A 20,422-nucleotide genomic window follows, 5' to 3' on the forward strand; every position below is an offset into this window, starting at 1 on the left:
GTGGGGAGATGGGGAGATGGGGAGATGGGGAGATGGGGAGATGGGGAGGTGGGGAGATGGGGAGATGGGGAGATGGGGAGGTGGGGAGATGGGGAGGTGGGAGGTTGCAGAATCTTTAAAGATCAGGTGTACTTAGAGTTCGCATGTACTGTACCCTTGATACAGTGGTGCTTTTGGTGCTTTAGCTTCGATGGTTCCCCGGCACATTACTCTACAAAACTTTCTCAGCTACCGTCAGGCCAGCCTCGACTTTGCTGGGTTGCATGTGGCCTGCATTGCTGGCCCCAATGGGGCTGGTAAATCGTCGTTGCTGGAGGCGATCGCCTGGGCCATTTGGGGTCAAAGTCGGGTGGCGGCCGATGACGATGTGATTCACCAGGGGGCGATGGAGGCGCGGGTCACCTTTGAGTTTCACCAGGGGGAGCACATCTATAAAATTCTGCGGGGCCGACACCGGGTGCAGGGCACCAGCCTCGAATTTCAGGTACAAACCGAGGCGGGGTATCGGGTGCTGACCCAGCGGGGGGTCAGGGCGACCCAGGGATTAATCTGCCGTCACCTCAAACTGGACTACGATACGTTCATCAATTCCGCCTATCTGCGGCAAGGTCGGACGGATGACTTTATGTTGAAGCGGCCCAGCGATCGCAAGCAGATTTTGGCCGACCTGCTAAAGTTAGACCACTACGATCAGCTGGCGGACCGGGCTAAAGAGCAGGCCCGACAACTGAAGGCGGAGCTGACCCTGGGCCAGGCTCAAATCGACGATATGCAGGCTGCCTTACAAGACTATGACGCTACGGTCCAGCGCTTGCAGGCCATGCAAACCGAATTGGAGACCCTGGAGCAGCAACAAACAGACGATCGCCAACGCTTGCAACACCTGAAAACCCTAGAACAGGACTATCAGCAGCAACAGCAACAGTTGGAACTGGTCAGCCAACAGCACGACCACCTGGCTCAGGTCTGCCGCCAAACCGCTGAGGCCCTGGCTCAAGCGCAAGCCCAACGCCGCCAGGGGGAAGCGATTCTGGCCCAAGCGGCGGACATTCAGGCCGGGATAGATCGCCTACAAGCCTTAGAAGCAGAGGATGCCCAGCTCAATCAACAGTTCCAGCAGTACCAGACATTGCAACAACAGCTCCAACCTGTGCGCGCCCAATACCAGGCTCAGCAGCAGGCCCTCCAGACCCGGCGGCAGCAGCAAGAAAGTCAGTTGGCAGCGATCGCCGCGCAACTGGCGGACCTAGATCAGATCCTCAAGCCGCAGGCGGAGGTCAAAGCGGCTCGGCAAAAACTGGCGGCGGCCAAGGCCCACCTCAAACACCTGGATGCGCTGCAACTCCAGGCAGAGCCTCTATTGCAGCGCCGCCAACAACTACAGGGGGATCTGCGCCAGGCCCAGACCCAGCTCAAAACCCGCTTAGAAGACTTGACCGCCACCGCCGCCCAACTGACCAAGCAACAGCAGCAGCAACCCCAACTGGTCGCCACCGTCCAAGATGTATCAGCCACCCGCAGCTATTTAGAGCGGCGGCGGCTTTACCAAGAACAGGTGCGAGAAAAGGGGCTGGAACGGCGCAGCTTTATGGAAGCCCTGCAAGTCACCCAGCGGAACTGTGAAGGACAGCTGGCCCAAGTGGCCCAAAAGCTACAATTGCTGACCCAACCTGAAGCGGCTTGTCCCCTATGCGATCGCCCCTTAGACCACCACCACCGCACCCTGGTGGAAGAACGACATCGGTTGGAACAGCAGGATCTCCAAGCTCACATTTGGGTGATTCGCGAGCAACTGGCGGCGTCAGAACGGGAAATCCAGGTGCTACGCCAAGAATATCGAGCGGTGGAAGCCGAACTGGCGCTGTATGCTCCAGTACTGCACAAACAAGGGCAGCTGGACGCTCAATTGGCCAACCAGGCCACCGTTGAGGCCAAGCTGCAACAGTTGGAAACAGAGCGTCAACAACTACAGCAGTGCCTAGAGGCCAACAGCTACGCCACCGACATTCAGGCCGAACTACGCCATATCGACCAGACCCTCAGTCAGCTCGCCTACGACGACCGTGACCATGCCCTGGCCCGAGGTCAGGTGGACCGACTGCGCTGGGCCGATATCAAGTACCACGAGATCAAACAGGCCCGACGACGCCAGGGGCGATTGCAACGCCAGCAGCAAGACTTGACCGAGGCCCTGGGCCAGATTAATGGCGAGTTGGAAAGCCTAGCGGCCAGCGAGCTGAAACAAGCACTAGACCAGATAGAGGCGGCGATCGCCCACCTCAACTATGCCGTCGACCACCATCAGCAGGTGCGCCAGGCTCTGCAAGCGGCCCAGCCCTGGCAACTGCGGCAGCAAAAACTACATCAGTGGCAGCAGCAGCAGCCCCAGCAGAGCCAACAGCTAACGGACCTGCAAGCCCAGTACCAGGCCCAACACCAGCAGCTGCAAGCCGTGGCTGAGCAACGAACCACCCTGACCAGCCAACTAGACAACCTGGGTTACGATCCCCAGGCACTACCTCGCCTAGAAAACCAGCGGCAGCAGCGGCAGCAGCGGCGGGAGACCCTACTAGCCCAAGGGGGCGCTTTGGCCCAGAAACAACAGCATTTGGCCTCCCTGCAGCAGCAACTGAGCCAAAAACAGCAGCAACTCCTGGGGACCCGGCAACAGCAGCGGGTCTACCAAGAACTAGCCCATGCCTTTGGCCGCAAAGGCATTCAGGCGATGATGATTGAAAACCTGCTGCCCCAGTTGGAGGCCGAAACCAATCGGCTGTTAGGCCGCCTGAGCAACCACCAACTGCATGTGCAGTTTGTCACCCAGCGGGCTAGCAAAAGCCGCCAAACCAAACTAATCGACACCCTCGACATTGTGATTGCCGACGCCCAGGGGACTCGCCCCTATGAAACCTATTCCGGCGGCGAGGGATTTCGGATCAACTTTGCCATTCGGCTGGCCCTGGCCCGACTCTTGGCCCAGCGATCTGGTACCGCTCTGCAACTGCTGATTATCGATGAAGGGTTTGGCAGCCAAGACCAACAGGGGTGCGATCGCCTGATTGCTGCCATCAACGCGATCGCCGTGGACTTTGCTTGCATCCTGGCCGTCACCCATATTCCCCACTTCCGGGATGCCTTTCAGGCCCGCATTGATGTCACCAAAACCAGTCAGGGATCCCAGCTTGCCCTATCCGCCTAGCCTGGCTATTCTAACCGACCATTACTAATCACGACGTTTTGTGAACAAGACTGGCGGTAGCGATTCATATTTCTACGCATTTTTAAGCTTTTCTTCGGTTTTAGCTTAAAAAATATGTCTCAGGGAATGCAATAACTAAGGAGTGAAAGCTTTATCCTATAAACCATTTGCGGCGTTATTCCCAGACTTGCGTCAGGGGCTAATGAGTATTAACGCTCATTCACGACAGCTTTAATAAATGTTACATTAGTTCACATAGAAACCACGTGAATCCCATGAATGCTTTAACCCTTGTACTTGAACTGCTTATCGCAGGAGCCGCAGGAGTTTACCTCGGCCAATTGGCCAAGGCTCCAGTGGAGCAAGAAGAGTTGATTCCGGTACCAGTTCGCGATCGCACCCCTCAGTCATAAGTTGGGTTGCCGCTTTAGCTGCCACCGGTCGTTGTAAGCTGCGGCAAACCTCTTCTACGTTTAGCTCTCTGCCTTGAAGGTCAATGGCTTTTCCAGTCAGGGTTTTGAGAGATATCATCTAGCGATGGCAGCTTAATCGCTTTAATCGCTACTAGCAAGTAACCGCCCCAGGGCGGCCCTGTTTTTGACCCGGCCCCTGTTAATCTAGCTTCGCCACACGATGAGAACTGCACAAAATTCCACCGACATGGTTCGCACCTATCTCAAAGAGATAGGTAGAGTTCCCCTCTTAACCCATGAAGAGGAAATCATTCTGGGTAAGCAAGTCCAGCAATTAGTTCAGCTTGAAGCGAAGAAAGCAGCCATAGAAAAAGATTTGGATCAGCCCTTGACCCTGGAGGCTTGGGCGGATGCCGTGAATATGCCCTTAGCACGGTTGCAAACGGTGGTGCAAGAGGGCAACTTGGCCAAGCGTAAAATGGTGGAAGCCAATTTGCGTCTAGTGGTGTCTGTGGCCAAGAAATATATCAAGCGCAATGTTGACCTGCTGGACTTGATTCAGGAGGGCACCATTGGCATGCAGCGGGGAGTCGAAAAATTTGACCCGACGAAAGGGTATCGGTTTTCCACCTACGCCTACTGGTGGATTCGTCAGGCGATTACCCGGGCGATCGCGGAAAAGAGTCGCACCATTCGCTTACCCATCCACATCACCGAAAAGTTGAATAAGCTTAAGAAAGCCCAGCGACAACTCTCTCAAAAGTATGGCCGCTCGGCCACTGTGGCAGAACTGGCGGTAGAGTGCGATCTCACTGTTAAGCAGGTCAGGGATTATTTAGAAAAGTCTCGTCAGCCCCTTTCCCTTGATCTAAGGGTGGGCGACAACCAGGACACTGAACTGGTGGAACTGCTAGAGGATGATGGCCCCTCTCCCGAAGACTTTGCTACCCAGTCTTCATTGAAGCAAGACATACACCGCTTACTGGGAGACCTAACCCCCCAGCAGCAAGAAGTACTCTCCCTACGCTTTGGGCTGATGGACGGTAAGACCATGACCCTGGCCAAAATTGGGGACATGCTTGCCATTAGTCGAGAACGGGTCCGGCAAATCGAACGGGAAGCCCTGACTAAGCTACGCAAGCGCCAGTCCGACATTCGGGAATACTTGGCCAGTTAAGCCAACCCCTGCAAAACATGCTGGGTGGTTAACAGCGCATTTAAACCGATAAATCCGCTGCATCGCCCCCGCTGCTCGGTCATGCCCAGGGCAATAGCTGAGGCCTGGGCCGAGTTGCGCACAAAGCGAGGTGACGTGTTGATGTAAACCACCGCGCTATCAACCAACTGAGTAAACTGGTTACTTTCACTGTAGGACTCGGTGACGATGCTGACAGCATGGTGACTGCCATCGCTGTTGACTAGAGTCGCTGCCATCTGTGCATCTGTCACCTGGCGAAGGGCCACGGTGCGACTTAAAAACGGCCGAGACCAGTCTTTGGGATCGGCAACCTGGAGGTCAAGTATGTCAGCCCCTAGGGCTGAATCGGCCAACAGCTGAAAGCCCTTTTCCCAAAGGCTATGGCAAAGCCTGAGGATGCTGGACGGGCTCAGGCTCTGATGAATCAGCACTTTCTCGATCGCATTAATGGCGTCCGGTTCCCCCCGATGGCTGTCGATCACCATGGTAGATACAGTCTCTGAACTACCACTGGCCGACCAGTAGAGATAGGTATTGCCCATGGCGGTGGGCAATACAGGGATCGCCGCTTGGCGAACAACTTGCTGCACTAGGTTGGGGCGACCATAGGGAATGACCAGGTCAACCCCTTGGTCTTGTAGCAGCCACTGTCGCGCCGCATCCCCTTCATTTTCAGTCAAGGATAAAATGCAAGTTTCGGGTAAATCGGCCTGCTCAAGAGCCGCATACAGGGCTTGCAAAATCACCTGGGTGGTTTGGCTAGCTTCGTTGCCCCCTTTCAAGATCAGCCCATTGCCAGTGCGGATACAGAGGCCAGCCATGATCGCTGCCAATTCTGGAAAGGCTTCGTAAATCAAGGCCACCACCCCCAGGGGCACCACTTGGCTATAGCCTGACATAGCCTGAGTGAGACGGCTGATCGGCTGGGGGGTCAGAACTCGAGGATCCCCAAGGGAGCCCAGCCGATGAAGGATTTTACAGGCGGTTTGTAGGCGCTCTGGGGTCAGTTTCAGCCAGTCGAGGACCAATTCTGGAACTGCCATATCTAAGCTGGCCTCAAGGTCCAGCGTATTGGCCTCAAGGATTTGATCTTGACTGTCATGGAGGTAGGTGGCCATGGTGTCGAGGAGCTGACTCTGAACGTCAGCCCCTGCGGCCGTCAGTTGGCGACCGGCCTGGCCCACTTGGGCGATGGCATCACTAAAATCAGTTTGAGATCCGAAAGGTGCCATTACATCAGCGTCGAGAGGCCAGCCAGAACATTACCACCACCAATATCGATACCGCTAGGGTGGCCAATAAACGGATGATCGCTTGCCCTCCTTCAGGCGACTGTAGGGTAGCCAGCAACAAAAACAGAACCATCACCCCAAACGAAACCATCAGCAACAGGGGCATGTAGCTAATGTTGATGGCAGAGCGATCGAGTCGCCACTGTTGCCCCGTCCACCGCCAGGCTCGCTTGTAAGGGTAATGGGTGGATAACTGCTCAATCACATAGCCATCCTCCTGCACCACAAAAATCTGCTGACAGCGATCGCAGCCAAACGCCTCGGTAAGTGCAATGGGTTTGATGCGACCGTGGCGACGACAAGGGCAGGGATAATCGGCGGACTGGTCGATCTTTTGGCTTTTGTAAGTACGCACAGGACTGCGACAAATATATAAATAGGAATAGAGCCAGCGGCCACAGACAATACCAAACAGATTGAAGGTTAGAACATTTCCCTCAGGTAACTTTGCCCCCTCACTCTGGTTTAACCTTATTCTGACACATTAGCTAAACCTCTTCTGGAAGACAAGCCAGGCTGGGATCAAGTCAGGGGCTGAACGGAGCGATCACCTGCTGGGTAAAGGCCTCAGCCATTTCTGAAATCGGGTTAAAAATGTAGCCAATGTAGCTTGCCATGTCTAGGCTAAACATGCAGAAATAAAGGCAGGGCAAACAGCATGCACTCCGGTAGCCTAGTACTCTGCCAAGCCAAAGATGACAGAGCGGCAGGGTTTAAGGTTCAAGAGATAGGGTACACGGTCTACCTTGAACCCTCAAGCCCTTAGCCCCTAACCCGGTCGCAGGATACTCGGTCACCCTTGATACCTCCTTGCGCAATCAAGCCACTTAGATAGCTCACCCCGATAACTCATCCCTGGAAGACTGGAGGAATTGATGGCAACAGAACGGCTAGACATGGCAGTCAAAAATTTCCAGCATATGAACCAACTGGCGGAGCGCTACACCCGTCTCTGCCGATCCTATGTGCAACTAGCGGAGCGTTTCCACCAGTTGGATGTTGATCACATGACCCTAAAGGGGCAAACTGTATCTCTGCTCAACGTTCTTAAGACCAAACAAGACCAGGTGCAGCAGGTCAACGCCCACAATGCCCAGCTGCAACACCAACTGAACCAATTGGCCGATCAGCATCGCCAGGAGATGCAGGCCCTCACCAGGACTTACGAAGAGAAAATACAGGATCTTACCCAACATTTGGACGAACTAAAACCCTTAGAAAGTCTGATGACCTCGGAGCGGTACCAAGACCTGGTCATCGCCGAAGAACAGATGGAGCTAGTGGAAGCCACCTTCCTAGAAATAGACCAGAACGGCACCCCCGATCTCTCGCGCGAGGAACAAACCCTGCTAGCGGCTTACCGGGCTGATCCCTCTACCTTTTTAGCAGGATCAGCTCAACGACCGACCGTCGCTGTCGCTATGGCGTCGCTGCCTGAGGCTGAATCCGCAGTATCGTGAGTAAGATATAAACCGGTTAAGACACCACTTTACTCACAATCCAATTAGTGAGCCCCCCCTGGTAAGGCGCACAGAGTTGATTCACCCGGGCGGCGGATACCCGATGCTGATAAAAGCAGATCAGGTTGCCATAGACGCCGTTGGGATAGAAGGGCAGATCCTGGTCTAAGCGGAGCTGTTGTAAGTCAAACAGCTTGGGAGCCGTGCCGGGAGCATAGTCAATCATGATGCTGTCCCCATAGCCCCGTTGTTGTAGCGTCTTGAGGCAGTCTACTGTGCCAGCCAAAAACTTAGGTGACCAGCCCTTTTCGCCCTTTTGGCGACTGCTCCCCCCTCCATACTCAAACATGACAACCTGCGGCAGCCGTGGTTCAGCGAGATCAGCAAACTGCTGAATCACCACCGGTTCCCACCCTTCGATATCTAGCTTAAAGGCTGTGATCTGGGTGGCGTTGATTCGCTGCAAGAGGGTGGCCACATCCAAAGTGGGGACTTGCCGGGTCTGGGTTGAGGCCCCAAACCAGTCGGCAGCAAGGGAACTAAAGTTGCTGTTGGCAACATGGGCAAACTGACCCAAGTGCAGGGTCTGAGTACCGACTCGATCCGACAGACACTGCTCAATCAGTTGAATCGAGTCCTGCTGGCAAATGGCCCTCAGTTTATCAGTGGGGGTCGGCTCAACCGCCACAGTGGCATAGCCCAACCGGGCAAACAACTGACAATAAAAGGCAAAGGTACCGACTCCCACGTCTAGGCAAAGTCCCTGTCGCTGCGGATCGAGATCGGGCAACAGATGCTCAAGTAGGCCCTGGCAGCAAGCTTCGACGCGCATAGGATCGGCCCTAAAGAGAGTGATGCCCCCAGGGTAGACGATTCATAGCAGATCGGCTGAGGGCGTCTCTAAAATGTCATCGGGGCGATCGGGGCGATGTCGGGATCATGGCCCCCCACCTGGCTGGTGCGGAGTACCCAGGCGGCCGCCCCATAATGGAGAAATTGGTGTACTACCACATCGCTGGCTTTGCGGGGCAGCACCGTACGCCAACTGCCCAGGCCCATGATCAGGTTGCGGATGGGTTCGTCTTCGATGGAGCTACCTAGGTTGAATTCATTGCGCTCCCAGTCAGGGCGCAGATTGCCCAGGGGCTGTAGGGTACGTTTCAGGTCTTGGCCAAAGGCCGTGAGCTGACGCAGGGTCGCCGCCTGTTCCGGATGTTGGTCAGCCCAGGCTTGTAGGGTGTCGGCGTGACGACGCAGGCTGTGCCCAGTACTTTGTAAGCTGGCGAATAGGGCCTGGTTAGAGTCTTGGGCGCAGTTGTTGGCAGGACCGACGAAGGTGCCACCAGTACCATCGCCAATGCGGTAACGGGCCGTCATCGCTTGCAGGTGGGCTTCCATGCGGCTGAGGGGCGATCGCAGATGGTCTTCAAACCGGTACTGACGGCTAAACATATCCAGCTTCACCACAATGTCGCAGGTGGGACGGGTCCCCAGCCACCCCCGCTGGCGATCCCCCTGATAGCGAGACCAGTGGATGGTGCCAGCAATCAAGCCATCGATGTTGTGGCAATAGACCTGGTAGTAGCGAATATCGAACCGCAGTTCGTCCGCCAGGGGATCATGCACCACGTCAGCCCGACCATAGGCAAAGTGGCCAAAGAAAATCGGGCTAGCGGCAGCAGGCTCTCTGTGGATGCCGCCAATGCCGCCATAGGTATGGAGCAGCAAGGCGCGATCGCCCTGCTGCCAGTCTGCCACTGCGGCCGCGATCGCCCTGGGGTGGCTGTTGTCCTGGTCGGTACATAGCACCGACGAGACCTTCCCCTTCTGGGCCGCCACATCGGCCCAGGCGTCTCGCCGAATGTAACGGTAGGCCGCTCTGGGGCCGCCAAACACCACCCGATTAGGTTGCAAGCGAAACAGGGCCCGAGGCCCCAGGGATTGCACCACAAAGGTGCCATTGCAGTCGGGTGCGCCGTAAATATACCAGCCCGATTCATTGTAGGGGGACTGTTCTAGCCCCTGGGTGGTGGATGGAGCGCTGCCATATTGATCCATCACCGCCACCGGGGGCAGCCGCACCTGCTCTTCACCGCCATCAAAGGCGCGGCTAGCCCGGTTAAAGTGGCGGACTCGCCAGTGGTCTTGGGGGCCGGGGCCGATGAACTGCACCAGGCCATAGTACCGTCCTGTCACCTCCACGGGTTGGGTGCTGATCAGCAGGGTGACTTGGCCAGCCTGGGTGACCACCTGGGGGGCTTCCACCATCACGATCATCACGTCATCCGGCAGGGAACCCGCCAACGACTCCAGGGGGTCCACCTGTCGCCAGTGGTTCAGCCGCACCGGGTGAATCGCCCCCTTAAATCGGCTGGCATAGTCGGCGTCGGCACTAAAGTGCAGATCATGGGTCACCGCCTGCACCAGCTTTTGGGTGAGGGGATGGTCAGACCAGCAGAGTTTCACCACTTGCCCCACTAATCCCCAATGTGCCGCTGGGGCATGGTGAATTTCGTACCATACCCCGCCAAACCGCTCGTGCTTTTGGGGCAAAATCAGGCGGCCAATCCAGTCGCCCAGGGGTACATAGCGATCGCGATCGGGCTGCTGATTCAATGGATAGTGCTGGTACTGCACCAGGGGATTGGCCTGAAAAATGTCGTAATGGCTAGGTGGCCGGTCTTGAACCAGGTTAGTTTCTAAGAGCCCTCCTTTCAGAATGGCATTGATGGTGTCAAGGGTTTGCCCCAGGGCACTGCGACCATCGGGTAGGAGTAAATTGGGGTCCATGATCCCCCCTGGCACCTGGTGACCGACAGGCCCCAAAGACACAAAGGTGAGTTTGCCCCGGCGTTTGCCCCGGTTCCAATAGGACAAGGGAAACAGCGGCCAACGCCCTGGAAACATGATCGGCCCCAGACGCTCGACCCCGTCCTTCTGGCCGACCAGGTGGTAAAGGTGTTCCAGCTGCAAGATGTTGCAGTTGGCGCTGATCACCCCCCCCAGGGAAATCGTATCCACCGGGGCGCCGATCGCCCGCTTTAAGTAGGGGGCACAGGCGCAGGCCATCTGGCCGCCGCCGCTATAGCCAATAAAGGTGACGGGAATGCCACTATCTAACGGATAGCCGTTGTTGACCAGGCCATTAAACACCACCTGGGCAATACCCTGGTTATAAAGGGGGCCGTAGCGCTTGTCCGCCGATACCCCCACAATTAAGATATTGCGGATGTTCACCATCAGCCCCAGCAGGCTGGCCGGGTTGGCAAACCGCAGCTTGTCGGCATAGCGCCAGAAAAAGGCCAGAGGTCGGTCTTGATCGAGGGGGGCATTCATCACTGAGTAGGGAATAATGCCGCGAATTAGGGCGATGTCGGGGGGCAGGGTGGGGGCCAGGGTATCGAGAAATTCTTCGATATCAGGCAGATATTCAAAACTAGAAATACCAATGCCGTCTAAATACACCACATAGCGGCTAAAGCCATCGCCATCTGGGGCCGAGGCGGCCAATTTACCAACGTTGACGCTGGTGTTGACCTCGTCGTCGTACCAGCCAGCCCACCAGCCCAGGGTTTCCAGGGGGGCCAATAAGCCAGCGACCACCAGGGCGATCGCCCCCATCCAGGCAAAATTCAGCACCAGCCGCCCCAGGGGGGGCAGCCCCGCCAACCAGCCAAACCACCAGTGTCGCAAGGGCTGCAGTAGGGCAATGACCATGGCCGTCACCAGGGCGATCGCCAGCAAACCCAGCACCGTGACCACGCTCCCGTGGAGCCCGCGCGGCTGGCTCTGGCCAGTGTTGGTCACAGCAATTACACTGCCCCCCTGGCTGGCCCCCGCCAGGGCAGTGGACTCCCCCGTGGCGGCGGCCACCACATCCCCCCGGTTCAGGGCCTCGGTTTGTTGGGCCAGTTGTTCTTGCCAGCGAGTGGGGGCTTGCTCTAGCCGGGCCTGGAAGGAGTTAGCGATAGCTCGGCGACTGGTGATCAGGTCGACCCCAGCGGCCCGGTTAGCGATGCGCTTGCCCAGGTTGGCAATGGGGCGACCCACGGTGTTTTGCAGTACCTGCAGCAAAATCCAGCCGATGGCCACATAGCTAAAGGCGTCGGGTAGGGGTAGAGCGGCGATCGCGCCAAACCCCACCACCAGGGCCAGCAAGTGCCACACCGACAGCAGGGTCAAAATCGGCACCCCCAGGTAGGGCAGCGCCCCCAAAACGCTAAACAACAGGGGCGCATAGGCCAACCCCAGCACCGTCACCAGCGCCGAAAAGGAGACAGTCTCGGACCAGGGGGCCAGGGTGACCAGCCAGGTGCTCAACACCAGGGCCAAAACGCCACAGGAAAACAGCAGGGCGTTGATCGCCAGGCTAATGGCAAACCGGATGGGCTTTACCTGATTGAGAAACAGCACGATGCCCTGGCCAATGCCCTGGGACAACCCCGCCAGCACCACCACCACCAGGGCCAACTGCAAGCCAGTCGGTACCGTGGTGGCAATGCGAAAGGCTTCTGCATTCAGGGTAAACACGTAACCCAGTACTTCCCAGAACCGATCTAGCATGGGGTGTGCCTAAAACTATTGATGGAATTCTACGTCAGCCAGCGGCTGGCGTTCAGGGCTGTTAGCTTAATTCAATGTTTAGGGTGATTTTCAAGCAAGAAGATCCCCACGTTAAGCTAGCGATCGCAACTTTCGTAGGGTGGGCAATGCCCACCACTCGGTAGACAGTTTCCTAGAAGTCACCTAAGCCATGTAAGGCAGCGTACCCGCGTGGGTAGTGCCGTTTAGAGTGAGTTGCGCTTAAATTAGGGACAACCCACGCGAGGTTTGCACCTTTGAGCCAGGGCAAGTACCAAGGCAAACGTCTGAGCGCCACAGACGTCACCCGCCTCTACGCCGCCGGAGAGCGCGACTTTCGCGGTGCCGTACTGCGCGGCTGCAATTTTCGCGGGGCCGACCTGTCGGGGGCCGACTTCAGCGGGGCCGATATTCGCAGCGCCCGGTTTGTGGAGGCGACCCTGCGGGGGGTGAACTTTAGCCATGCCAGGGCTGGATTACAGCGGCGGTGGATGATAGGTCAGCTAGTTCTGGTGGTGATCCTTGCTGCCCTCGCCGGTTTTTTGCAAGGATTTGCCGGAGCCTTAATCGGGGTTCTTCTCACAGAAGGAACCTCGGAAGAACTAATTGCTGGCCTTGCCGGTTTGCTTGTATTTGGGGTTACCTTCTGGGCGATCGCCCGCCAAGGCTTCACTCTTAGAGCGTTGGGGAGCGTCGCTTTCGCTGTCGCTGTCGCTGTCGCTTTCGCTGTCGCTGTCGCTGGCGCTGTCGCTTTCGCTGTCGCTGTCGCTGGCGCTGGCGCTGTCGCTTTCGCTGTCGCTTTCGCTTTCGCTGTCGCTTTCGCTGGCGCTTTCGCTTTCGCTGTCGCTTTCGCTTTCGCTGTCGCTTTCGCTGTCGCTGTCGCTTTCGCTGTCGCTTTCGCTGTCGCTGTCGCTGTCGCTGTCGCTGTCGCTGTCGCTGTCGCAAGCTTATTGCTTGGAGTCTATCTTAACCGAAGAATCCATAGATACGACCCCAGGTTTGAAAATCTTCGCATCATCGGTCTGGCCTTTGCCGCCCTGGGCGGCACCAGCTTCAGCGGCGCAGACCTCACCGAGACCACCGTTGCCCAGGCCACCCTTAAAAGCACCAACTTTGCCGACTTCCACCAGCGGTCCACCATTCTCACCCACGTCCGCTGGCACCAGGCCCAACAGCTCGATCGCGCCCGCCTCGGCACCGCCAACCTGCAAGACCTCCGGGTGCGCCAACTACTCACCACCCTCAACGGCATCGACCAAAACCTCTCCAACGCCGACCTGCGCGGGGCCAACCTGGCCGGGGCCAAGTTGCACCGGGCCAACCTCACTGGCGCAAACCTGAGCGGGGCCACGTTGCAAAACGCCGAACTCCAGGGGGCCATTCTCACCGAGGCCAACTGCGTCGGCACCGACTTCACCGCCGCCCAGATCACCGGAGCCTGCCTGGAAGCCTGGAACTACGACGACACCACCATTCTGCAAGCCATCGACTGCCAGTACGTGTTTCTCAAAGCCCAGCCCAACGCCCTGGGCTGGCGTGAGCGATTGCCCCACAACCCCGACAAATGCTTTGCCCCTGGCGACTTTGAAAAATACTTCCGCGAAGTGCTCGACGAAGTGCGGCTGTTGATTCGCGGCGGCGTCGATCCCCAGGCGTTCAAAACCGCCTTCCAAGCCCTGATGGAAAACCACGCCATTGTCCCTGGGGACGTGCGCAGCATCTCCAGACGCGACGGCGATGTGCTGATCGATGTGGCCATTCCTGACGGGGCGGCCAAGCCCGAGGTCGCCCGCACCTTCGACAGCGCCTACGAAACCGCCCTGCCCGCCGCCACCGCCCAGGCCCTGCTAGAGGCCGAGCGCCGCAGCAAGCAAGACATCATTCAACTGGCCAACCGCAGCATCGACAGCATCAGCAGCGTTCTCTCTAACCTCACCATCCACAACACCGCCATGAACCACAGCCAAAACCCCAATGTGTCTACCGGCGACGGCAGCTTCTACGCTGGCGGCGACGTCAACCTCTCGGGCAGCACAATCAACCTGGGCGAAATCAGCGGCCAGGTGAGCAACCAGATCAACCAAATCCCCGCCACCGCCACCGCCGAGCAACCCAGCCTCAAGGACATCCTCACCCAGCTCCAGGCCGCTGTGGAAACCGACAGCGAACTCAGCGACGACGAAAAAGCCGAAGCCCTGCAAGCCGTGGGCCGCCTTGCCGCCGCAGGCACCGCCCCCCAGCCCGACGACAAAACCAAAGGCCTGGTAAAGCGCGCCACCGCCACCCTCAAAGGCATGGCCGAGACCCTGACCGATGCCTCCAAATTAGCCACTGCCTGTAAGACCCTGCTACCCAAGCTTGCCAGCCTGTTTGCCCTGGTGTAACCGGGCGGTTGGCCGAGCGGTGGTCCGGTCTCGTAGGGACGCCAGCTTGGGTTACGGGCTATGGTAAAACGGTAGCCTGTAGCTAAAAAGCCAGTAGACCTATGGCATTTGATCTTTACTTGCTCGATAACCTGGGATATGAAAAAGCTGAGATCCAGCTCGATGACTACATCAATCAGGTGATTCAGGCCTTTGTCGAGTCTCCCGAAGGGCAGGCCTATGGGGAAGAAAACCCAGGCTTCGGTCGGTGGACTGCGTCATTTATCAGCTACGCCTACCGCTACGAAGGGTTCACCCTAACGTCCATGACCAGAGCCAGTGTGGATCTGGTCATGGGTGAGCTCCTACCCCGCAAAATCACCTTGATGGACGCCTCCGAGGCGGCAGATACAGTGCCTGAGTTGATAGCGTTTTGGTCATTTTTGCAGCGGGAATATGACCTGGAAAATGCCGCCGACATCCTCACCTACCTGGACAGCATCAAAACCAAGTTTCCCCAGTGGATGGTTGATCCGGCCAGGGCTGGCATGGCCAAGAGCTTTATGATGGGGGGCATGCAGGCTGGGTTTGACATGACCACTCAGGAAGGTGCCACCGCCTACCAGATGGCCTACAACGCTCAACTGCAGGCAGAGCGAGAGGGCAACTCCCCCTTTTCACAGCTAGGGGAAGCACTGCAGCAGCTATCCAGCGGTGGCACCACGGGGTTACCGGCCAAAAAGAAATCAAAGCCCAAAAAGCCACCCAAAACCAAAGGATTTGGCTCTGGCGACGATGGGGGGACGGCAAGTCAGAAGAAAAAGAAAAAGAAAAAGCGATGACTAGTGGTTTGTCAAGACTAAAAATTAGGGTAAGCGCTTTGCAAAAGCCTTTGATCTTCAGGGAGGTTGTTTCAACACATCAGGACCTTTCATCCCCTCCCACGGAGGGGTGCCCGGAGGGCGGGGTGGGTCTTTTCGAGCTTGCTTGACCCACCCCTACCCCTCCAAAGGAGGGGATTTCGGACCTTGATGACACCAAATCTTTACATCTGGAAACCCTAAATTCAAGACTTGACGCTGCACTAGTATGATTGCTGTCTTTGATCGCCCCCCCATTTCTATTGATGACTTTCTGGCCTGGTACCCAGAGACCCCAGGGCAGCGGTATGAATTGCGCCGGGGGACCATTATTGAGATGCCAAAGCCCAAAGGTAAGCATTCTGAAATTGCCGGGTTCATAGCGAAAGTTCTGAACCAGGCGATCGATCGCAGTCAACGACCAGCATTTATTCCCAAAGAATGCATCCTCAAGATTTCTGAAGATACAGGCTATGAACCTGATGTTACCGTGGTGTCTCGGCCCAGTTTGTCGGATGAGCCCCGTTGGGAATCGGCTTCGGTTTTGGAGCGGGGGGAATCGGCGCTATTAGCGGTGGAAGTCGTCTCAACCAATTGGCGAGATGATTATGCCCTGAAAATGGTCGATTACGAAGGGATGGGCGTTGGTGAATATTGGATTGTGGACTATTTAGGTTTGGGGGGACGACGCTACATTGGCAACCCTAAACAACCGACCTTGACGGTATGTAGCTTGGTGGATGGAGAATACGAGCTACAGCAATTTCGGGGGTGTGATCCTATTTTCTCTCCCACTTTTCCTGACCTGGGGTTGACGGTTCATCAAGTGTTTAACCCTGGGCAATGACTCAGGGTGCAGCAGACCGAGCCAGTTTCCTTCCCTGCCCACGGAGGGGTGCCCGGAGGGCGGGGTGGGTTCCTGCTTCTGCCTTTCTGTACTAGCCTCTACAATGGATAACAACACCCATTTCGCGAGTATCGCCCGTTCATGACTGACACCGCTGTTTCCACCGTTGCCCCTGCCGCCTCGATCGCCGATGCGGTGGAGCAGCGACGCAACTTTGCGATCATTTCCCACCCCGACGCCGGTAAAACCACCCTGACCGAAAAGCTGTTGCTGTACGGGGGTGCGATCCAGGAGGCGGGGGCGGTGAAAGCGAAGCGAGCCCAGCGCAGTGCCACCTCGGACTGGATGGAGCTGGAACAGCAGCGGGGCATCTCCATTACCTCGACGGTGTTGCAGTTTGCCTATGGCGGCTACGCGATCAATTTGCTGGATACCCCAGGTCACCAGGACTTTAGCGAAGACACTTACCGCACCCTGGCCGCCGCCGACAATGCGGTGATGCTAGAAGACGCCGCCAAGGGGCTGGAGCCCCAGACCCTGAAGCTGTTTGAAGTCTGTCGGATGCGATCGCTGCCGATCTTCACCTTCTTCAACAAAATGGACCGCCCGGCCCGGGAACCGCTGGAACTACTGGATGAAATCGAGCAGCGGCTGGGGTTGCAAACCTATGCCGTGAACTGGCCCATTGGCATGGGCGATCGCTTCAAAGGGGTGTTTGACCGGCGTCACCGCCAGATTCACCTGTTCGAGCGCAGCATCCATGGCAAAAAAGCAGCGAAAAACACGGTGATCGACCTGGGGGACCCCCAGATCGAAGATTTGCTGGAGCAAGACCTTTATTACCAGTTCAAAGAAGAGCTGGAAGTAATCGAAGAAGTGGGCCCCGAGCTGGACTTAGAGGCCGTCCACGCCGGGCAGCAAACCCCCGTCTTCTTTGGCAGCGCCATGACCAACTTTGGGGTGCAGCTGTTTCTAGATGCCTTTTTGGACTACGCCCTGAAGCCCTCTGCCCGCCCCAGCACCCAGGGAGAGATTCCCCCCACCCACGAAGATTTTTCCGGGTTTGTGTTCAAGCTGCAAGCGAATATGGACCCCAAACACCGCGATCGCATCGCTTTTGTGCGGGTATGCTCCGGTAAGTTTGAAAAAGATATGGTGGTCAGTCATGCGCGATCGGGCAAGTCCGTGCGCCTGTCCCATCCCCAAAAGCTATTTGGCCAGGGCCGTGAATCTTTGGAAGAAGCCTACCCCGGCGATGTGATCGGCCTCAACAACCCCGGTGTATTCGCCATTGGCGACACCATCTACCAGGGTCAGCGCCTGGAGTACGAAGGCATCCCCTGCTTTTCGCCGGAAATCTTCGCCTACCTGAAAAATCCTAACCCCTCCAAGTACAAACAGTTCCAGAAAGGGGTCTCGGAACTGCGGGAAGAGGGGGCCGTGCAGATTATGTTTTCTGCTGACGAATCAAAGCGAGACCCGATCTTAGCGGCGGTGGGCCAACTTCAGCTAGAGGTGGTGCAGTACCGGCTACAGAATGAGTACAACGTGGATACTCGTCTGGAAGCTCTGCCATACTCTGTGGCCCGCTGGGTGGATGGCGGCTGGGAGGCTCTGAAAAAAGTGGGCCGCCTGTTCAATACTGTCACTGTCAAAGACAGTTGGGACCGCCCGGTGCTGCTATTCCGCAACGAGTGGAACTGCCAGCAGGTCCAGGCCGATCACCCCGAGCTGAAGCTCAGCACCACGGCCCCAGTGGTTTCAGGCAAGGAGCCAGAAGCTCTGTAGGGGCGATAGAGGGTAGACGCTCTGCACAAAAGCCCTGGATTTTCAGGGAGGTTGCCTCAATACAGCAAAACCTACCATCCCCTCCCACGGAGGGGTGCCCGTTCACGTTCGCGAAGCGTTCCGAGGAAAAGCGTTCCGCAGGAAAGAGCGGGGTGGTCCCCTCCTGGGAGGGGTGCCCGGAGGGCGGGGTGGGTCCCTTCAGGCTTGCTTGACCCACCCCTACCCACTTCGACAAGCTCAGCGCAGGCCTCCAAAGGAGGGGATTTCGGACCTCGATGCTACCAAATCTCTACATCTGCCAACCCTAAATGCGAGACTTGACTCAACCCTAAGACGCTGCCACTGGGGACGAAGTCTTTTCAGCGCTGGTGCCGTTTAGGCTATTGCCATTGGGCTTGCGGGGCTGAATCAGCCCATACCCGCCGTGGTTACGCTCATAGACCACGTTGATTTCCTGGGTAGTAGCATTCAGGAACATGTAAAAGTCGTGGTCAATCAGCACCAGTTGCTCCAGGGCTTCTTCCACGGTCATGGGGGCCATGGCAAAGTACTTGGTCCGCACCACCCCATCGGGAAGTTGGGGGGTGTGGTTGTTAAGCACGTGGGTGACGTCAGTGGTGGGTTCTTCGTTCAGGTAAACCTCAGTGGTTTTCCCCTGCAAGTCGTGCTTGCGACTATTGCGCTTTTCTTTGAACTTGCGCAGTTGGCGACTGATCTTATCAGCAACGAGATCGATACTGGCATACAGGCTTTCACTGCTTTCCTCAGCCCGGACCACGGCCCCATCCACAAACAGGGTCACCTCTGCAGATTGATTGGCTGTAATTCTGGGGTTGCGGGCTACGGAGAGGTGTACATCTACTTCATTGGTCAGGTGCTTGAAGTGGCTGACCGCCTTAAGGATTTTCTGCTCCACATAGTCCCGAATCGCATCCGTAATCTCGATATTTTTGCCATGGATAACCAGCTTCATAAAGCGGACTCCTTGAAACGTCGGCTCATGTCTTCACCGTAGCACCTTGTATTCTGCACAACCTTGTCCGTTAGAATCCTTTGCATGGGTTGATAATTCTTGATTGCCAAGACGCGAAAATTAGGCTAATCCAGCACATTCACGGATGTTTCTTAAAGCATGGTAACCATCAGGTCACAACCCCAGGGATCAAGGCCAAACTGCCATGTTTACGACCTTGGCTGTATGCCCTACGATCAGGCCTGGGCCAGGCAACGATCCCTGGTGGCCCATCGTTTGCAGCAACGGCAAGGGAGTATTTCCCCACAGGATTACCTGCTGCTGGTGGAGCATCCGCCGGTATACACCCTGGGGCAGGGATCGACTTTAGATAATCTTAAGTTTTCAGCGGATGCCCCTCCCTTTCCCCTGTTTCGCACCGAGCGAGGGGGAGAGGTGACCCATCATTGTCCGGGGCAGTTGGTGGGCTATCCCATCCTCGATTTAAAACAGCATCAGCCCGATCTGCACTGGTATCTGCGCCAGCTTGAAGCAGTGATAATTCAAGTGCTGGCCCAGTTCGGTATTGACGGCACACGGCAACCAGGGTTAACCGGGGTGTGGGTGGGAGATGTGAAACTGGCAGCCATTGGCATTAAAGTCAGCCGTTGGGTGACCATGCACGGCTTTGCCCTGAATGTATGCCCTGACCTGACCGGATTTGAGGCGATCGTACCCTGTGGCATTGACCACAAAGCGGTAGGGTCTATGGCCCAGTTTTGTCCAGGGGTGACGGTGGAAAAGGTGCGTCCGGTGGCGATCGCGGCCTTTGCCGACCGGTTCCACCTCAACCCTGTGCTTAAAACCGACCTCCCCTGGCTGGTTTAAACCCCTGGGCCGCACAGAGGCTGCATCGCCCCCAGCGTTTCAGTTCGCCACCGGGACAGGGGCTGTGGCAACGGGGACACAGAGGTTGCTGGGCCGCCATCTGCTGGGTCAGGCTAGACCACCGCTGAAAGCTCGCTTCAGGGGTGGGGGGCCGTTGCAAAGATAGGGGCACCGCTCTGGGCTCAAAGCTAGGATGCTGACGCAGCCACTCGGGCAGAGTTGCAGGGGTCGGTGTTTTCAATTTAGGGCTGGCCTGGCGGCGATACCAGTCGCCACTAGAAAAGCGAATGTCTTTGAGGCCAAGCTGAACGGTGTCATTAACCTTGGTGAGGATAGTCAACCGTTCCAGCGTTAGGGTTTGGGCCCACATGGGGTTGGACACCGCCACATGCAACACCCCCTGATCGAGTCGCACGGGGGCCGCCTGAAGGGCAACCACCTCGCCGACAATCTGGGGCCAGCGATTGAGGATCTGACGAAATTGTCCTCGATTACGCCAGCGGGGCTGTTGCTCCAGCTGGTGAAAAACATGGCCAATGGGGTCCAGCGCCATAGAAAAAATCCCCTAGTTGTGGAGCTAG

The 20,422-nt window shown here is 56.9% G+C and carries 15 protein-coding genes; 9 read left to right on the plus strand and 6 right to left on the minus strand.

Features of this window, described 5'->3' with window-relative positions:
* The first annotated feature begins 190 nt into the window (after positions 1–190).
* The 3 genes from E1H13_RS16230 to E1H13_RS16240 all read left to right on the plus strand — a co-directional run bounded on the left by E1H13_RS16230 (position 191) and on the right by E1H13_RS16240 (position 4,789).
* Positions 191–3,199, plus strand: coding sequence for an SMC family ATPase (locus E1H13_RS16230; protein WP_169614544.1), 3,009 nt, complete (start codon positions 191–193; stop codon positions 3,197–3,199).
* Positions 3,200–3,474: 275 nt separating this feature from the next.
* Positions 3,475–3,612, plus strand: a complete 138-nt coding sequence (locus E1H13_RS16235; RefSeq protein ID WP_169614546.1) for a hypothetical protein — start codon at positions 3,475–3,477, stop codon at positions 3,610–3,612.
* Between the two features lie 220 nt (positions 3,613–3,832).
* Positions 3,833–4,789, plus strand: coding sequence for an RNA polymerase sigma factor, RpoD/SigA family (locus tag E1H13_RS16240; protein ID WP_169614548.1), 957 nt, complete (start codon positions 3,833–3,835; stop codon positions 4,787–4,789).
* On the opposite strand, the gene E1H13_RS16245 is transcribed toward E1H13_RS16240, so the two are convergent.
* Together E1H13_RS16245 and E1H13_RS16250 are read right to left on the minus strand one after the other, a co-directional pair.
* Positions 4,786–6,042 carry an aldehyde dehydrogenase family protein gene (locus E1H13_RS16245; protein WP_169614550.1) on the minus strand — a complete coding sequence of 419 codons (1,257 nt, stop codon included), beginning with the start codon at positions 6,040–6,042 and terminating at the stop codon, positions 4,786–4,788. The two genes, E1H13_RS16240 and E1H13_RS16245, sit on opposite strands and share 4 nt — an antisense overlap.
* A 4-nt stretch (positions 6,043–6,046) precedes the next feature.
* Positions 6,047–6,457 (minus strand): hypothetical protein, encoded by a 411-nt coding sequence (locus tag E1H13_RS16250; protein ID WP_169614552.1) that lies wholly within the window; start codon positions 6,455–6,457, stop codon positions 6,047–6,049.
* Between the two features lie 520 nt (positions 6,458–6,977).
* Here E1H13_RS16250 and E1H13_RS16255 point away from each other — a divergent pair.
* Positions 6,978–7,562: a hypothetical protein gene (locus tag E1H13_RS16255; RefSeq protein WP_169614554.1), complete on the plus strand. Its 585-nt coding sequence runs from the start codon at positions 6,978–6,980 to the stop codon at positions 7,560–7,562.
* Positions 7,563–7,578: 16 nt separating this feature from the next.
* On the opposite strand, the gene E1H13_RS16260 is transcribed toward E1H13_RS16255, so the two are convergent.
* Both E1H13_RS16260 and E1H13_RS16265 read right to left on the minus strand, forming a co-directional pair.
* On the minus strand, positions 7,579–8,394 hold the full coding sequence (locus E1H13_RS16260; protein ID WP_169614556.1) for an FkbM family methyltransferase: 816 nt from the start codon (positions 8,392–8,394) through the stop codon (positions 7,579–7,581).
* A 68-nt stretch (positions 8,395–8,462) separates the two neighbouring features.
* Positions 8,463–12,125: a CAAX protease gene (locus E1H13_RS16265; protein WP_169614557.1), complete on the minus strand. Its 3,663-nt coding sequence runs from the start codon at positions 12,123–12,125 to the stop codon at positions 8,463–8,465.
* 275 nt (positions 12,126–12,400) lie between these two features.
* Between E1H13_RS16265 and E1H13_RS16270 the strand changes: the two genes are divergently transcribed.
* From E1H13_RS16270 to prfC, 4 genes are all read left to right on the plus strand, one after another.
* On the plus strand, positions 12,401–14,527 hold the full coding sequence (locus tag E1H13_RS16270) for a pentapeptide repeat-containing protein (protein ID WP_169614559.1): 2,127 nt from the start codon (positions 12,401–12,403) through the stop codon (positions 14,525–14,527).
* 101 nt (positions 14,528–14,628) lie between these two features.
* Entirely contained in the window at positions 14,629–15,348 is a 720-nt protein-coding gene (locus tag E1H13_RS16275; RefSeq protein WP_169614561.1) for a hypothetical protein, read from the plus strand.
* A gap of 247 nt (positions 15,349–15,595) precedes the next feature.
* Positions 15,596–16,213 carry a Uma2 family endonuclease gene (locus E1H13_RS16280; RefSeq protein ID WP_169614562.1) on the plus strand — a complete coding sequence of 206 codons (618 nt, stop codon included), beginning with the start codon at positions 15,596–15,598 and terminating at the stop codon, positions 16,211–16,213.
* 141 nt (positions 16,214–16,354) lie between these two features.
* Entirely contained in the window at positions 16,355–18,001 is a 1,647-nt protein-coding gene (gene prfC, locus E1H13_RS16285) for a peptide chain release factor 3 (protein ID WP_169614564.1), read from the plus strand.
* 328 nt (positions 18,002–18,329) lie between these two features.
* On the opposite strand, the gene raiA is transcribed toward prfC, so the two are convergent.
* Positions 18,330–18,974 carry a ribosome-associated translation inhibitor RaiA gene (raiA, locus tag E1H13_RS16290; RefSeq protein ID WP_169614566.1) on the minus strand — a complete coding sequence of 215 codons (645 nt, stop codon included), beginning with the start codon at positions 18,972–18,974 and terminating at the stop codon, positions 18,330–18,332.
* Positions 18,975–19,133: 159 nt separating this feature from the next.
* On the opposite strand from raiA, the gene lipB reads away from it, so the two are divergent.
* Entirely contained in the window at positions 19,134–19,841 is a 708-nt protein-coding gene (gene lipB, locus E1H13_RS16295; protein ID WP_169614568.1) for a lipoyl(octanoyl) transferase LipB, read from the plus strand.
* Here lipB and E1H13_RS16300 read toward each other — a convergent pair.
* Positions 19,813–20,394, minus strand: coding sequence for a DUF721 domain-containing protein (locus E1H13_RS16300; protein ID WP_169614570.1), 582 nt, complete (start codon positions 20,392–20,394; stop codon positions 19,813–19,815). The genes lipB and E1H13_RS16300 overlap by 29 nt on opposite strands.
* Positions 20,395–20,422: the final 28 nt, after the last annotated feature.

The sequence above is a fragment of the Nodosilinea sp. P-1105 genome, from assembly GCF_012911975.1.
Taxonomy (GTDB): domain Bacteria; phylum Cyanobacteriota; class Cyanobacteriia; order Phormidesmidales; family Phormidesmidaceae; genus Nodosilinea.

Excerpts from the sequence above, each read along its gene's own strand:
- E1H13_RS16245 (WP_169614550.1), bottom strand. The coding sequence starts at position 6,042 with ATGGCACCTTTCGGATCTCAAACTGATTTTAGTGATGCCATCGCCCAA.
- E1H13_RS16255 (WP_169614554.1), top strand. The coding sequence starts at position 6,978 with ATGGCAACAGAACGGCTAGACATGGCAGTCAAAAATTTCCAGCATATG.
- E1H13_RS16235 (WP_169614546.1), top strand. The coding sequence starts at position 3,475 with ATGAATGCTTTAACCCTTGTACTTGAACTGCTTATCGCAGGAGCCGCA.
- prfC (WP_169614564.1), top strand. The coding sequence starts at position 16,355 with ATGACTGACACCGCTGTTTCCACCGTTGCCCCTGCCGCCTCGATCGCC.
- raiA (WP_169614566.1), bottom strand. The coding sequence starts at position 18,974 with ATGAAGCTGGTTATCCATGGCAAAAATATCGAGATTACGGATGCGATT.
- E1H13_RS16275 (WP_169614561.1), top strand. The coding sequence starts at position 14,629 with ATGGCATTTGATCTTTACTTGCTCGATAACCTGGGATATGAAAAAGCT.
- E1H13_RS16240 (WP_169614548.1), top strand. The coding sequence starts at position 3,833 with ATGAGAACTGCACAAAATTCCACCGACATGGTTCGCACCTATCTCAAA.
- E1H13_RS16300 (WP_169614570.1), bottom strand. The coding sequence starts at position 20,394 with ATGGCGCTGGACCCCATTGGCCATGTTTTTCACCAGCTGGAGCAACAG.
- E1H13_RS16260 (WP_169614556.1), bottom strand. The coding sequence starts at position 8,394 with ATGCGCGTCGAAGCTTGCTGCCAGGGCCTACTTGAGCATCTGTTGCCC.
- lipB (WP_169614568.1), top strand. The coding sequence starts at position 19,134 with ATGGTAACCATCAGGTCACAACCCCAGGGATCAAGGCCAAACTGCCAT.
- E1H13_RS16230 (WP_169614544.1), top strand. The coding sequence starts at position 191 with ATGGTTCCCCGGCACATTACTCTACAAAACTTTCTCAGCTACCGTCAG.
- E1H13_RS16265 (WP_169614557.1), bottom strand. The coding sequence starts at position 12,125 with ATGCTAGATCGGTTCTGGGAAGTACTGGGTTACGTGTTTACCCTGAAT.
- E1H13_RS16280 (WP_169614562.1), top strand. The coding sequence starts at position 15,596 with ATGATTGCTGTCTTTGATCGCCCCCCCATTTCTATTGATGACTTTCTG.